The following is a 15,112-nucleotide window of genomic DNA, read 5'->3' on the forward strand; positions in this document are numbered from 1 at the left end:
CCAAGGCATGATATCGTGCCGCGTCTTGAGCGCCATGACGACTTCTTCGAGCGCGGTGTTGCCCGCGCGCTCGCCGAGGCCGTTGATGGTACATTCGATCTGGCGCGCGCCGCCTGCGACGGCGGCAAGGGCGTTGGCCGTGGCCATACCAAGGTCGTTGTGGCAGTGGGTTGCGAAGATAATATCATCCGCACCTGGCACGGTTTCGGTCAGCCGTTTGATTAGATCAGCGCTTTCCATGGGAGCGGTGTAACCAACCGTGTCTGGCACGTTTATGGTTGTTGCGCCCGCTTTGATGGCGATTTCGATCACGCGGCAGAGGTAATCCCACTCTGTGCGAGTCGCATCCATCGGGGACCATTGCACATTGTCTGTGAGGTTGCGGGCATGGGTGACTGTGTCGTGGATGCGCTCGGCCATTTCGTCCATCGTAAGATTGGGAATAGCGCGGTGCAGCTCTGAGGTGCCGATAAATGTGTGGATGCGTGGCTGTGCGGCGTGTTTGACGGCCTCATAGGCGCGGTCGATATCTTTGAAATTTGCGCGGGCCAGGCCGCAGATCACTGCGTTCTTGGAGCGGCGCGCAATTTCCGAAACAGCGTTGAAGTCGCCTTCCGAAGCGATGGGAAAGCCTGCTTCGATAATGTCTACGCCCATATCGTCTAGCAATTCGGCGATTTCGAGCTTTTCTTCGTGGGTCATGGTTGCGCCGGGCGATTGCTCGCCGTCACGCAATGTTGTGTCAAAAATGAAGACGCGGTCTGATGCGGATGTCATATCTAATCTCAGTCTGTTTTGTGAATGTCTAAGCTGGGGGGCGCTGGCCTTCATCTCCTCTGAGCGCGTGCACCATGAGGCACGCTCAGAGGCAGCTTAGAAGGAGAAGAGCAGACGCAGGCCCTGCGCAAAGGGCGCGGGCTGAAAAGAGCGTGATATGTGTCTGCGTGTTCATGCGAGAAGTTATAGGAGCGGGATTTGACGAGATAAACCCCCAATTTTCGAGAAAATGCAGGCAGGACGCTCTCTGGGCTTGACCTTCCCGTTGCTGGAAGGCTTAGGCAGGGCCAAAGGGGTGCGATATGAGCAAGATTGAAGTGCAAATTGAAGGGTTGAGCTGTGCAGGCTGTGTGCGCCGCGCCGAGGCGGCGATTGTGGGGGTCAACGGTGCGCGAGATGTGTCAGTGAACCTAGCGACCAAGCGCGCGAGCCTGGAATTGGGCACAGCTGGTTTGGATGAGGTCACGCAGGCTTTGGCCAAGGCGGGCTACCCTGCACGTATCGAGAATGCTGTGTTTGTCATTGAGGGTATGAGCTGTGCATCTTGTGTGGGGCGTGTTGAGGCGGCGGTGCGTGCTTTGGACGGCGTAAACGAGGCCAATGTGAGCTTTGCGGCGGGGGAACTCCGCGTGCGGTATCTGGAGCGGGTTGTTTCGGAGGCAGACATCATTACAGCTGTTCGAAGTGCGGGCTATACGGCAGAGCAAAAAGGCGCAGGGCCGAGTGCTGCCGAGCGACGGGGCGAGGAGATCCGCGGGCTGAAGCGGAACTTCATCATCGCGCTAGTTTTGGCTTTGCCTGTCTTTCTCCTTGCAATGGGCGGGCATCTTTACCCGCCATTTCACCATTGGGTTATGGCCACTTTTGGGATGCAAGCCTCTTGGGTATTCCAGTTTGTGCTGACAAGCGCTGTGCTGATTGGGCCAGGGCGGAAGTTCTATACGGTTGGCTTGCCGCTCTTGCTCAAGGGTGCGCCGGATATGAACTCGCTCGTCGCGGTGGGGACAATGGCCGCCTATGCCTACTCGGCCATTGCCACTTTTGCACCGAGCTGGCTGCCGAGCGATGCGCGCGCGGTTTATTTTGAAGCGGCGGCTGTCATTGTTACGCTGATCTTGCTGGGCCGCTATTTGGAAGCGCGCGCCAAGGGGCGGGCGGGCGAGGCGATTGCCAAGCTTGTCGAGCTTGCGCCGACGCGTGTTGAAGTGAAGCGTGGCGAGGGCTTTGAGGAGGCCGACATCGGCGATGTCATCGTCGGGGATATGCTGCGCTTGCGCCCTGGGGCGCGTGTGCCTGTGGACGGATCTGTCGCGCGTGGCGAGAGCCATGTGGACGAGAGCATGCTGACGGGCGAGCCGCTGCCGCTGCGCAAATCTGAAGGTGATGCGCTGATTGCGGGAACTGTGAACGGCGCGGGGGCGCTGGAGATGCGTGCGGAGAAAGTCGGGGCAGACACGGTGCTGGCAGGAATTGTGCGCACGGTAGAAGAGGCGCAGGCGGCGAAGCTACCGATACAGGCGCTGGTCGATCGTGTGACCATGTGGTTTGTGCCAGTTGTCATGGGGCTGTCTGTGCTCACGCTGCTGGGGTGGCTGGCTTTTGGAGCGGGGATTGCCTCCGCTATGGTCGCTGCTGTTTCGGTGCTGATTATTGCCTGTCCTTGCGCGATGGGGCTGGCGACGCCGATGTCGATCATGGTGGGTACGGGGCGTGGGGCCGAGCTTGGCGTTTTCTTTCGCAAGGGTGATGCGCTTCAGCGGCTTTCAGAGGTGCGCACTGTTGCCTTTGACAAAACGGGGACATTGACCGAGGGCAAACCGAAGCTCACCGATTTTGAGGCACTTGGCCGCTTTGAAAAAGCCGAGGTATTGCGGCTTGTGGCGGCGGCGGAGCAGGGCTCGGAGCACCCTGTGGCGCGCGCTGTTGTGGCAGCTTACGAGGGCGCTTTGCCTGTTTCAGAGAGCTTTGAAGCCATCGCGGGGCAGGGAGTTGTGGCCACTGTCGAGGGGCGCGAGGTGTTGATAGGCACGGCACGGCTAATGTGCGAGCGCGGCGTTGCGCTTAAGGGCAATGCGAGCCCTTTGGAGGCGGCGGGCAAGTCTGTGTCATATGCCGCCATAGAAGGCCAGATTGCGGCGCTTATGGCTGTGTCTGATGCTTTGAAGCCTGATGCCAGAGCAACCGTCAAAGCACTGCACGATATGGGCCTGAAAACTGTGATGATCACGGGGGATAGCGTGGTGGCTGCGCGGTACATGGCGGGTCTGGCTGGCATTGACCAAGTGATTGCCGAAGTGATGCCAGAGGGTAAGTTGGAGGCGATCCGCAAGCTGCAATTGACGGGGCCAGTCGCCTTTATCGGGGACGGGATCAACGATGCTCCCGCCCTTTCGGCAGCGGACGTTGGGATTGCGATCGGCACAGGTACGGATGTGGCCATCGAGAGCGCCGAAGTTGTCTTGATGACGGGCGCCCCCGATAAAGCGCTTGTGGCCGTGCGGCTTGCCCGCAAAGTGATGCGCAATATCCGACAGAACCTCTTTTGGGCATTTGCCTATAACGCAGCCCTCATTCCTGTGGCTGCGGGGCTCTTCTATCCGCTGACGGGCTGGTTGCTTTCGCCCATGCTCGCGGCCGGGGCGATGGCATTGAGCTCTGTTTTTGTGGTCAGCAACGCTCTTAGACTGAGACGCGCATGACAGAGGGACCTATGCCTAGGCCTGCCATACGCGACGTCTAATCGTCCATTATTGATCGGCGGTTTGAGCCGTGGGTTGCGCTTCGGTTCCAGCCAAAATGCCGTTGTTCCAGTCGCCTGTTTCGGCCTCGCCCGAGGCGTAGGTCATTGTGCCTGCGCCTTGGCGTTTGCCGCGCTCAAACAGGCCTTCATAGACGTCGCCATTGGCATAGGTGGCGCGCCCCTGGCCGGAAATTTCGCCATTCACCCATGCGCCTTCGTAGGTGAAGCCGTCTGGCATGGTTATTTTGCCCTGACCTGCACGCTGGCCGCGGGCGAAGTTGCCTTCATAGACGGTGCCGTCAGGATAGGTTGCTTTGCCATTGCCTTCTCGTTGCCCTGCGGCCCAGTTGCCTTCGTAACGATAGCCATCGGCGTAGGTCATGATACCAAAGCCGTCGTTTCGCGCGCCTTTGAAGCCGCCTTCATACACAACTCCGTTGGCGTAGGTGGCTTTGCCGTTGCCTTCAATCACCCCAGCGACCCAATCGCCCTCGAATGTGGAGCCGTCTGCGTAAGTTATGGTACCTTTTCCATCGGGTTGATCGGCGCGGAACTGGCCGACATAGACCGAGCCATCAGGGTAGGTGACACGGCCCTCGCCCTCGATACGCCCGTCTGTCCATGTGCCTTCGTAGGCGTAGCCATCGGCGCCTTTGAAAATGCCTTGGCCTTGCCGCTTGTCGCCTGCGAAATCACCTTCATAGGTATCGCCATTGGCGTAGGTGACGCGGCCTTTGCCTTCACGGCGGCCTTGAACGAGCTCGCCTTCATAGACATCCCCGTTGGATTGGGTGAGCGTGCCTGTGCCGCCGATCTGGCCGGCGACCCACGTGCCTTCATAGATGAGGCCATCGGGCATGGTCAGCTTACCTTCACCGGCGCGCTCGCCTGCCGCTACTTGGCCGACATAGACCGCACCGTCTGGATAGGTGATCCGCCCAGAACCGTCCTTTTCACCGCTCACCCATGTGCCATCATAAATGTATCCGCTTGGCGAGGTCATCACGCCGTTGCCGTGGTGCTGAGCGTTGAGAAATGCGCCCTCGTAGCGCACGCCATTGGCGTAATTGGCGACACCTTGGCCGACAATCTTGCCTTCATTCCATCCGCCTTCATAGGTTCCGCCATCGGCAAAAACGATCTTGCCAACGCCCTGTGGCTTGCCCTTTTCAAACTCGCCTTCATAGACCGATCCATTGGGGAAGCGGGCTGTTCCGCGTCCTTTGATCTCGCCGCCGACCCAGTCGCCAGTGTATTCGTACCCATTGGGGAGACGGTATGTGCCTTTGCCGTGCTGGAGGCCGTCTTTGAATGTGCCTTCGTAAACGCCGCCGTCATCATATTGTTTGGTCGAAATTTGGCCATTTTGGGCAAAAGCGGCAGATGAAAGCGCAAGGGTGAGCGCGGCTGTCAGGGTAAAGGTTTTTGTGCGAAAGGTCATAATTTATCCGTCCTGTTCTCTGGCCAGTTCTTGAGCGCAAATGCCAGTGTTTAGGGGAAAGTTATGCGAGCAGGGCCGCGGGGGCAACGGGTTCTTCTTTCCCTTGGCTGAGTTTGTGCTAAATCAGCGGTCAAGTTTTGCTTTGGAGGGCGCTATGTCCAAGACATTCCGTATCATGCTGGGACAGCTCAACCCAACCGTTGGCGACATCGCTGCGAACAAGGCCAAGGCGCTTGTTGCCTGGCAGGCAGCCCGGGATGCGGGTGTGGATATGCTTGCGCTGCCTGAGATGTTTATCACGGGCTACAACGCGCAAGACCTTGTAATGAAGCCCGTTTTTCATCAGGCGGCGATTGAGGCGATTGAGGCTTTGGCGCTTGAATGCAGCGATGGCCCGGCCTTGGCCATTGGGGGGCCTGCGGTTCAAGGGCTTGGATTTTACAACGCCTATTATGTGCTGCAGGGCGGCAAAGTAGGCGCGCGGGTGCTCAAGCATTATTTGCCCAATGAAACTGTCTTTGATGAGGTCCGTATTTTTGATGTGGGGCCGATGAGTGGGCCTTACACGGTGAATGGGTTGCGTATTGGCAGCCCAATTTGTGAGGATGCGTGGCATGCTGACGTTTGCGAAACACTGCAGGAAAGCGGAGCGCAAATCCTGCTCGTGCCCAATGGCAGCCCTTACTATCGCGGCAAGCACGAGACGCGGCTCAACCATATGGTCGGACGTGTGGTCGAGACAGAGTTGCCGCTGATTTATCTGAATATGGTTGGCGGTCAGGATGATCAGGTCTTTGACGGCGGCTCATTTGCATTGAATGCGCATGGCGCGCTGGCGCATCAAATGGGCGTGTTTGACGAAGAGATGCGTGTTGTGGAGCTGGAGGACAAAGGCGAAGGCTGGAAGATCATCAAGGGCGAGATGACGGTGCTGCCTGATGCTTGGGAGCAGGATTACCGCTGCATGGTCGAGGCTTTGCGCGACTATATGGGCAAGACGGGCTTTAAGAAGGTGCTGCTTGGCCTCTCAGGCGGAATTGACAGCGCGATTGTAGCGACCATCGCTGTTGATGCGCTGGGCGCGGAAAATGTGCGCTGTGTGATGCTGCCGTCGGAATATACTTCAGAGGCATCGCTTAAGGATGCCAAGGATATCGCGACGCGGCTTGGTTGCCATTATGACATCGTGCCGATCAAGGCGGGGCGTGATGCTGTTACCGAGACGCTTGCGCCCCTGTTTGAGGGGCGTGACGCCGATGTGACCGAAGAAAACATCCAGTCTCGCCTGCGTGGGCTGCTCCTGATGGCGATGTCCAACAAATTTGGCGAGATGCTTTTGACCACTGGCAACAAATCTGAAGTCGCGGTCGGTTACGCTACGATTTATGGTGATATGGCGGGCGGGTATAACCCGATCAAAGACCTCTACAAAACCCGCGTGTTTGAGCAGTGCCGCTGGCGCAACGCCAATCACCGCGACTGGATGCAAGGCCGCGCGGGTGAGGTGATCCCCACAACGATCATCGACAAGCCGCCGTCCGCAGAGCTGCGCCCGGACCAGAAGGATGAAGACAGCCTGCCCCCTTATGATGTCTTGGATGACATTCTTGAGCGGCTGGTTGACCAGGACCAATCTGTTGCGGATTGTGTGGAGGCTGGGCATGAGCGGGACACCGTGAAGCGCATCGAGCATCTGATCTATATAAGCGAATATAAGCGCTTCCAGTCGGCTCCTGGCACACGTCTCACCCCGAGCGCCTTTTGGTTGGACCGTCGTTACCCGATTGCGAACCGCTGGCGCGACCCGAGCTAAGGCTGGCGCCGCGCGGCGATACGGGCGAGCCAAGGACGCAGAGGCAGGAACCCACGGTAGGCCAATTCAAGGAGAGGTGTCACTGCAGGCAGGTCTGCAAGCCGTGCCGCCCAGCGCCAGCGCGGCAAAATGGCCCAGATCGCCACAAAACCACGCGCACCCGAGAGGAGTGTTCCATTAGCTTCGCGCACATGAAAGCGTCCGAGCGCGGTTTCGCGGGGCAGATCATTGCCCAGATCCGCGGATGAAGACGCATCCACAAAACACAGCTTTTGCGCGCCTGATTGCCGCTTGTAGTGATCTATCTCAAGCGTGCACAGTGGGCAGGAACCGTCAAAATAGACGGTGAGGTCAGGGGCTTGGTCTGTGGCCGCCCTGTTTGTCATGTCTCCCAAAGGCGGTATCCGTTCATAATCTGTTGAGGTGAAAAAGGCTTTCTGCGGCCATACTTTTTCTTTCCCAAAATATCCTGGGGGTCTGGGGGCAAAGCCTCCAGCGGATCGGATTTTCGCGTAGCGAAAATCCGATACCGTCTCACTCCATCAGCATTTGGTAGCTCGCGGGCACGTAGTGAAAGCCCTCATTGCGGGTCTCGACATAGCCGATGGCAGGGAAGGGCATGTGATATCCAATGAACGGGATCTTATCGGCTGCCATCATCCCGAGCAGTTTACGACGCGTTTGAGCTGCCATTGCCTTGTCGCGGTCAAATTTCACTTCCCAGTCGGGGTAGGCGAGGGACCAGACATAGTGGTTTGCAAAATCTGCGCCCAGCACCAGCTGCGCGCCGTCGCTTTCCAGCATATAGGCCATATGCCCCGGTGTGTGGCCAAAGGCGGCCATGGCTGTGATGCCTGAGACGACAGAGCCGCCATCGTCGAGCATCGTCATTTTCTCGGCCATAGGGCGCACCTTGGCTTCAAAGCCCTCGTTGCCAGCCATGTCCCATGCGTTGAACTCAGCTGCGCCTGTTACGTAGTCTGCGTTGGCAAAGGTTGGCGCGCCGTCGTTCATCATGCCGCCGATATGGTCACCGTGCATGTGGGTGAGCACAACCGTATCAATCTGATCAGGGCTGTAGCCTGCGGCGGAGAGGGCGCCTGTGATGCCGCCTGCGTTGAGGCCCGTGTCAAAGAGCACAAGCTTTTCGCCTGTGTTGACCACGGTGGGCGTAAAGAAAAACTGCGCCTTGTCTGTGGGAATATGCCCTGCGCTGGAGGCTTGCGCAAACTCTTCAGGGGTGGCGTTCATGCCAAAGATGCTTTGCGGCTCGGGCACGGTGCGTGTGCCAGCCAGAAGCGAGGTGACTTCAAAGCTACCAAGCTTCACACGATTGAATTTGGCTGTGGACGCGCCGAGCATTTCGGCAGCGGCAAAGGCGGGGCTGACGCTTGCGGCGGCGAAGGGCAGCGCTGCGGCCCCTAATAGGGCTGAGCGTCGCGTGATGTGCTTTTGAAACGGTGTCATACTGACCTCCCTGATACATATGTATTTTGGTTATACGCCATCTTTCGGGCTGTGGATGACTTTCACGCAAATTTGACAGGCCATCTCGATGCAGGCTCATCTGGACATTGCCGCGAGGGTATGGGAAACCCCGCGCCAGCCCATTTCGGAGAGCCTCCCATGACTGTCACTCGCTTTGCCCCTTCCCCCACTGGATATATCCACGTTGGTAACCTGCGCACGGCGCTGATGAACTTTCTCATCGCCCGCAAGGCGGGGGGTGAATTTATCCTGCGGATTGATGACACGGACCCTGAGCGCTCCAAGGAAGAATATGTTGATGCGATCAAGGAAGACCTTGAGTGGCTTGGCCTGACGTGGGACCGCGTCGAGCGCCAGTCACTGCGCCTTGAGCGCTATGAGGAAGCGGCACAGAAGCTGCGCGACATGGGCCGCTTTTACGAAGTCTTCGAGACGCCCACGGAGCTTGACCTCAAGCGCAAGAAACAGCTCAATATGGGCAAGCCGCCTGTTTATGACCGCGCGGGACTTGCTTTATCCGAGGCGGAAAAAGATGCGCTGCGCGCTGAGCGGGGGGGCTACTGGCGCTTTAAGCTTGATCAGGAGCGCATCGAGTGGACCGATGGGATCATCGGGGATGTGTCGATTGATGCGGCCTCTGTTTCGGACCCTGTGCTTATTCGCGCGGACGGGCAGATGCTTTACACAATGGCCAGCGTTGTCGATGACACCGAAATGGGCGTCACAAATGTGGTGCGCGGGGCAGACCATGTGACCAATACGGCCACGCAGATCCAGATCATTCAGGCGCTTGGCGGCACGGTTCCAAGCTTTGCGCATCATTCGCTTTTGACTGGTCCACAAGGCGAGGCATTGTCCAAGCGTCTTGGCACGTTGGCGCTGCGCGATCTGCGCGCGCAGGGCGTTGAGCCGATGGCTCTCCTAAGCATGATGGCGCGGCTCGGCTCGTCCGACCCGATGGAGCTGCGCAGCGAGATGGCCGAATTGATCGACGGTTTTGAGCTGTCGCACTTTGGTACGGCGCCAACCAAGTTTGATGTGGCCGATCTTGGCCCGCTGACGGCGAAATATTTGCATGCACTGCCTTTTTCCGAAGTGGCAGATGAGATCGCGGCGCTGGGTGTGCCTGCAGATCAGGCTGAGGTTTTCTGGAATGCGGTTCACGAGAATATCGAGGTTCGTAAAGACCTTGCGGCTTGGTGGACGCTTGTCACCGAGGGTGCGGAGCCTGTGATCGATGCGGAAGATGCGGAGTTTGTCAGCGAGGCTATGGCGCTTTTGCCTGAGGGCGCGTTGACGGGCGAGAGCTGGGGCACGTGGACAGCTGCTGTGAAAGAGGCGTCGGGCCGCAAGGGCCGTGGGCTTTTCATGCCGCTGCGCAAGGCGCTCACAGGAATGGCGCATGGCCCTGATATGGCGGCGCTTTTGCCGCTGTTGAAAGTGATCAAGGCGCGCGCTTAAGCACGCCTTACCTTTTGTGCGCAACAACGCCGAGGTGGGCGAGAGCCTGATCGATGAATGCTGTTTCATCGACTGTCAGGCTTTGGGCGCGTGGATAGAGTGGTGCGGCGCGGTCGTTGAGCAGGGGTGCATTCCAGCCTGATGTTGTCTCAAAGAAGCGCGCAGCGCCCTCTTCGCCGAACTCGGTGAGATATCCTTGGATGACGACATCAAGGTAACTCAAGAGGATCGGGTTCTCCAAGCTCGGGTCAAAATGATGGCCATCCGCGATTGCGTAGATCGCGATAGAAGCGGCTGTTACTCCGAGAGGGTGGCTTATTTGATGCGCAGCGCCGACACGGGCATAGGCGTGCTCGCGTGCATCGAGCGCGGCCCAGTCATCATTGGGCACATGGGCGATCAGGCCGTCTATTTCACACGCTCTGTCGGGGATGGCTGTCAAAAACGAGACGGGCCGAAGCGCTGTACTGCGCCAAGCACGGCGCCAGCCGCTGGCGCGGGCCTTGTGGGCGTCCGTAAAGCTATGAGTGGCGCGATTGACGAGGGAGCCATAGCCAAAGAAGTAAGCGCGTTCCATGGTGTGTGGATGATTGGACTGTTGATTTATGTCAAATGGTTTTGGATCTTGATGATGTAAGTGAGATGCAGCTTAGCCTCTGGAGGGCCCTCATGCGCATCACCAAACGGACCAATATTGCGATCCGAATTCTCATGTTTTGTGCTGTCAATCCGGGCAGGCTTGTCACCAAAAGCGATATTGCGGGGCCGTGCAATGCCTCTGAAAACCATCTCGCCCAAGTGATAAACCGTCTTGGACAGCGCGGCTTTCTGCACACCCAGCGGGGCCGAAATGGTGGGCTACGGCTGGCGCGTGCGCCTGGAGAGATCGTCATCGGGGATGTTTTTCGCGAGTTTGAAAGCGAAGTGCCGTTGGCGGAGTGCTTTGCCGATCTGGATAACTCCTGCCCCCTGAAAGCGGCTTGCCGTCTACGTCTTGCCATCCGCGATGCGGCAGAAGCCTTTTATGGGCATCTTGATGGCGTGACGCTGGATGCGCTGGTGTGTGACAATGCCCCGCTTGAGGCAATCCTTGGCACGTTTCGCTGCGAACACGTCGCATAAGCGACGCATTTTCGCGCTTGCGAGACATGTGGCTGTATTCTAATGTATGCCAACAACCCCACGGGAGAACTGGCGCGAGTCAGTGCCGAAGGAGCAACCGCCCCGGAAACTCTCAGGCCACAGGACCGCGGGATTGAACAAAAATCTGGAGAGAGGCGTGCAAGCGTCCGCCGAAGGGATAGCGATCTCAGGCAAAAGGACAGAGAGGGGCATCAAGGGCGCACTGTTGTGGTGCGTTGATATGGTGCCTGCGAATTTACAATTTCGGCGGGTTTGAAGGGGAAAACCTATGGCCGATTTACGGCAGACGCCGCTCTATGACATGCATCTTGAGCTTGGAGCCAAAATGGTTCCGTTTGCGGGCTATGATATGCCTGTGCAGTATCCGCTCGGTGTGATGAAAGAGCATTTGCACTGCCGCGCGGCGGCGGGGCTTTTTGATGTGAGCCATATGGGGCAGGTTATCCTGCGCGGCGCTGGGGCCGCAGCTGGCCTTGAATCCCTTATTCCGCAGGATGTGATTGGGCTGGAAGTCGGCCGTCAGCGTTATGGTTTTTTCACCAATGCAGCAGGCGGGATTGAAGATGACCTCATGTTTGCCAATCGTGGTGATCATTTGTTTCTTGTGGTCAACGCGGGCTGCAAAGAGGCTGATGTGGCGCGGTTGCGCGGCGCGCTGGAGCCAGATGTAACTGTCGAATATATTGAGGGTCGCGCATTGCTCGCGCTGCAAGGACCAGCGGCCGAGTCTGCGCTGGCCAAGCAGGCCCCCGAAGTCGCGGATATGCGTTTTATGGATGTGGCGACCGTCACTTTGAACGGAGTCGAATGCTGGGTCTCGCGCTCGGGCTATACGGGCGAAGACGGCTATGAAATTTCTGTGCCCGAACAGGCGGCTGTCGGCTTGGCGCGTGCTTTGCTTTCGGACGAGCAGGTGGAGCCGATCGGCCTTGGAGCGCGAGACAGCCTGCGCCTTGAGGCGGGGCTATGCCTTTATGGACATGACATTGACGCTGCGACCAGCCCTGTCGAGGCTGCGCTCAGCTGGGGGATCCAGAAAGTCCGTCGTGCGGGAGGCGCGCGGGCTGGCAACTTTGAGGGCGCGGATGTGATTCTTGCCCAGTTGGCCGACGGCGTGGTGCGCAAGCGGGTGGGCCTTCTGCCAGAGGGGCGCGCACCGATGCGCGAGGGCACGGAGATTTTCGCGGGCTCCGAGGGCGGCGAAGCGATTGGCCATGTCACCTCGGGTGCTTTTGGCCCGACGCTCCAAGGGCCGATGGCCATGGGGTATGTGCCCACAGACCTGAGCCAGATTGGCACGCAATTATTTGGGGAGGTGCGCGGTAAGCGCCTGCCTGTAAAAGTGGCGAAGCTGCCCTTCACCCCTGCAAATTTCAAACGCTAAGACACATCAAGGAGACAAACATGAAATTTACTGAAGAACACGAATGGTTGCGCGAAGAAGACGGATTGATCGTTGTTGGCATCACAGAACACGCCAGCGAGCAGCTCGGCGATGTGGTCTTTATCGACCTGCCTGAAGAGGGCACGGAAGTGACCAAAGACGAAGAAATATGTGTGATCGAGAGTGTTAAGGCCGCTTCGGATATTCTGGCGCCGCTGGATGGCGAAATTGTGGAAGTGAACTCCATGCTTGTAGATGAGCCAAGCAAAGTAAACGACGACCCTCTTGGGGATGCGTGGTTCTTCAAGATGAAGCCCTCCGATCTGAGCCCTATGGACGACTATATGGACGAAGCCGAGTATAAGAAATTCGTCGGCTGAGCCTGTCGCGCCGTGGGGAGCCTGCGGCGCGGATATTTTTAGAAAGAAAAAGCAGGGCTTTGCCCCTTGGAGGATGTTATGCCGTTCACCCCGACCGAGTATTTGCCGTATGATTTTGCCAACCGTCGCCATATCGGGCCGAGCCCTGCAGAGATGAACGAAATGTTCAAGGTGCTCAGTGTTACGAGCCTTGAGGCGTTGATTGATCAGACTGTTCCCAAGAGCATCCGCCAAGCAAAGCCGCTCGATTTTGGCAAGCCTTTGTCAGAGCGTGAAATGTTACACCGCATGCGGATTACAGCGGGTAAGAACAAGGTGCTGCGTTCTCTCATCGGGCAGGGCTATCACGGCACAGTGACGCCACCCGCGATCCAGCGCAACATTCTCGAAAACCCTGCGTGGTATACGGCCTACACACCCTATCAGCCAGAGATCAGCCAAGGCCGCCTAGAGGCGCTTCTGAACTTCCAGACGATGGTGACGGATCTGACGGGGCTTGATGTGGCCAATGCCTCGCTGTTGGACGAAGCAACCGCTTGCGCCGAGGCGATGACCATGGCGCAGCGTGTGGCGAAATCAAAGGCGAAGGCGTTCTTTGTAGACCGCGACTGTCATCCTCAGAATATTGCTGTGGTGAAGACCCGCGCGGCACCGCTCGGCATTAAAGTGATTGTCGGCAACCCTGACAAGATGGATGCAAGCGAAGTGTTTGGCGCGCTGTTCCAATACCCAGGCACATATGGCCATGTGCGTGACTTCACGCGCCATATCGGAGCACTCCACGAGCATAAGGCGATCGGTATTGTGGCTGCGGACCCGCTCTCGCTCACGCTGCTCAAAGAGCCAGGTGCGATGGGCGCAGATATTGCCGTGGGCAACACGCAGCGCTTCGGTGTTCCGATGGGGTATGGTGGACCGCACGCGGCTTATATGGCATGTAAAGACGCCTATAAGCGCGCTTTGCCAGGGCGGATTGTCGGTGTGTCAGTGGACAGTCACGGCAACCGCGCTTATCGGCTCAGCTTGCAAACCCGCGAGCAACATATCCGCCGCGAGAAAGCCACGAGCAACGTCTGTACAGCTCAGGCTTTGCTGGCTGTGATGGCGTCTATGTATGCGGTCTTTCATGGCCCCGAAGGTCTTAAGGCGATTGCGCAACGTATTCACCGCAAGACCGTGCGGTTGGCCAAGGGGCTTGAGGCTGCAGGCTTTAAAGTCGATCCGCAAAGCTTTTTTGATACAATCACTGTCGATGTGGGGCCGCTTCAGGCCGCTGTGATGAAATCGGCGCTGGATGAGGGTGTCAATCTGCGTGCTGTGGGCGAGAGCCGTGTCGGTATTGCGCTCGATGAGGCGACGCGGCCTGAAACTGTCGAAGCCGTTTGGCGCGCCTTCGGGATTGAACGCAAGGATAATGAGTTTGCACCAGAATACCGCGTGCCAGAAGATATGCATCGCGAGAGCTCATATTTGCAGCACCCGATCTTTCACATGAACCGCGCCGAGACCGAGATGATGCGCTACATGCGCCGCTTGTCGGACCGTGATCTGGCGCTGGATCGCGCGATGATCCCGCTGGGCTCTTGCACCATGAAACTCAACTCGGCGGCAGAAATGATGCCTGTGAGCTGGCGCGAATTTTCGATGATGCATCCGTTTGCGCCAAAGGACCAAGCGCTTGGCTATGCCGAAATGCTTGAAGACCTGAGCGCCAAGCTTTGCGACATCACGGGCTATGACGGGATGTCGATGCAGCCGAACTCTGGCGCGCAGGGCGAATATGCGGGTCTTCTCACGATTGCGCAGTATCACGAGGCGCAAGGTCAAGGTCACCGCGATGTTTGCCTCATTCCGATGAGTGCACATGGGACAAACCCTGCCAGCGCCCAGATGGTGGGGTGGAAAGTTGTTGTGATCAAGTCGGCTCAGAATGGCGATATTGATCTTGAGGACTTCCGCGCCAAGGCCGAGGAGCACAAGGACAACCTTGCGGGCTGTATGATTACATACCCCTCCACACACGGGGTTTTCGAAGAGACTGTGCAAGAAGTCTGCGAAATCACACATAACCATGGTGGGCAGGTCTACATTGACGGCGCCAACCTCAACGCAATGGTGGGCCTTTCAAAGCCTGGCGATCTGGGCGGCGATGTGAGCCACCTCAACTTGCACAAGACCTTCTGCATCCCGCATGGCGGCGGCGGTCCAGGCATGGGGCCGATCGGTGTCAAAGCGCATCTTGTGCCGCATCTTCCTGGTCATCCCGAGACAGGCGGCAGTGCAGGGCCTGTGAGCGGAGCTCCTTACGGGTCACCCTCGATCTTGCCGATTTCTTGGGCCTATGTGCTCATGATGGGCGGTGAGGGGCTGACGCAGGCTACGCGCGTCGCGATTCTCAACGCGAACTACATCGCCAAGCGGCTCGAAGGGGCATTTGATGTGCTTTACAAAGGTCGCCAAGGACGAGTGGCGCATGAGTGTATCA

The 15,112-nt window shown here is 58.0% G+C and carries 11 protein-coding genes, 1 pseudogene and 1 riboswitch; of the genes and pseudogenes, 7 read left to right on the top strand and 5 right to left on the bottom strand.

Going from position 1 to position 15,112, the window contains the following annotated elements:
- Nucleotides 1-777: pseudogene (locus P8O11_RS04135) on the bottom strand (2-isopropylmalate synthase); the annotation flags it as partial.
- Between the two features lie 302 nt (nt 778-1,079).
- Here P8O11_RS04135 and P8O11_RS04140 point away from each other — a divergent pair.
- Complete coding sequence (locus tag P8O11_RS04140; protein ID WP_300291943.1) at nt 1,080-3,476, top strand: heavy metal translocating P-type ATPase; 2,397 nt, start codon at nt 1,080-1,082, stop codon at nt 3,474-3,476.
- A gap of 48 nt (nt 3,477-3,524) precedes the next feature.
- Here the strand turns inward: P8O11_RS04140 and P8O11_RS04145 are convergent, their stop codons facing one another.
- Nucleotides 3,525-4,958, bottom strand: a complete 1,434-nt coding sequence (locus P8O11_RS04145) for a 2-isopropylmalate synthase (protein WP_300291945.1) — start codon at nt 4,956-4,958, stop codon at nt 3,525-3,527.
- A 154-nt stretch (nt 4,959-5,112) separates the two neighbouring features.
- On the opposite strand from P8O11_RS04145, the gene P8O11_RS04150 reads away from it, so the two are divergent.
- Complete coding sequence (locus tag P8O11_RS04150) at nt 5,113-6,771, top strand: NAD+ synthase (RefSeq protein WP_300291947.1); 1,659 nt, start codon at nt 5,113-5,115, stop codon at nt 6,769-6,771.
- Here the strand turns inward: P8O11_RS04150 and P8O11_RS04155 are convergent.
- Complete coding sequence (locus P8O11_RS04155; protein WP_300291949.1) at nt 6,768-7,157, bottom strand: thiol-disulfide oxidoreductase DCC family protein; 390 nt, start codon at nt 7,155-7,157, stop codon at nt 6,768-6,770. The two genes, P8O11_RS04150 and P8O11_RS04155, sit on opposite strands and share 4 nt — an antisense overlap.
- Nucleotides 7,158-7,305: 148 nt before the next feature.
- Entirely contained in the window at nt 7,306-8,238 is a 933-nt protein-coding gene (locus P8O11_RS04160) for an MBL fold metallo-hydrolase (protein WP_300291951.1), read from the bottom strand.
- Nucleotides 8,239-8,397: 159 nt separating this feature from the next.
- Here P8O11_RS04160 and gltX point away from each other — a divergent pair, with 159 nt between their 5' ends.
- Nucleotides 8,398-9,720 (top strand): glutamate--tRNA ligase, encoded by a 1,323-nt coding sequence (gene gltX / locus P8O11_RS04165; protein ID WP_300291953.1) that lies wholly within the window; start codon nt 8,398-8,400, stop codon nt 9,718-9,720.
- A gap of 7 nt (nt 9,721-9,727) precedes the next feature.
- Here the strand turns inward: gltX and P8O11_RS04170 are convergent, their stop codons facing one another.
- Nucleotides 9,728-10,297, bottom strand: coding sequence for a gamma-glutamylcyclotransferase family protein (locus P8O11_RS04170; RefSeq protein ID WP_300291955.1), 570 nt, complete (start codon nt 10,295-10,297; stop codon nt 9,728-9,730).
- Between the two features lie 92 nt (nt 10,298-10,389).
- Between P8O11_RS04170 and P8O11_RS04175 the strand changes: the two genes are divergently transcribed.
- From P8O11_RS04175 to gcvP, 4 genes are all read left to right on the top strand, one after another.
- Nucleotides 10,390-10,842 (top strand): Rrf2 family transcriptional regulator, encoded by a 453-nt coding sequence (locus P8O11_RS04175; RefSeq protein WP_300291957.1) that lies wholly within the window; start codon nt 10,390-10,392, stop codon nt 10,840-10,842.
- A 51-nt stretch (nt 10,843-10,893) separates the two neighbouring features.
- Nucleotides 10,894-10,980: riboswitch (glycine riboswitch) on the top strand.
- A 151-nt stretch (nt 10,981-11,131) separates the two neighbouring features.
- The gene (gene gcvT / locus P8O11_RS04180; RefSeq protein WP_300291958.1) at nt 11,132-12,247 is read left to right on the top strand and encodes a glycine cleavage system aminomethyltransferase GcvT; all 1,116 of its coding nucleotides are present in this window, start codon (nt 11,132-11,134) and stop codon (nt 12,245-12,247) included.
- Between the two features lie 20 nt (nt 12,248-12,267).
- Complete coding sequence (gene gcvH, locus P8O11_RS04185; protein WP_089889526.1) at nt 12,268-12,627, top strand: glycine cleavage system protein GcvH; 360 nt, start codon at nt 12,268-12,270, stop codon at nt 12,625-12,627.
- A gap of 78 nt (nt 12,628-12,705) precedes the next feature.
- A partial coding sequence (gene gcvP / locus P8O11_RS04190; protein WP_300291959.1) for an aminomethyl-transferring glycine dehydrogenase occupies nt 12,706-15,112 on the top strand: 2,407 nt, incomplete at its 3' end.

This window comes from Lentibacter sp. (genome assembly GCF_029254145.1).
Taxonomy (GTDB): domain Bacteria; phylum Pseudomonadota; class Alphaproteobacteria; order Rhodobacterales; family Rhodobacteraceae; genus Lentibacter.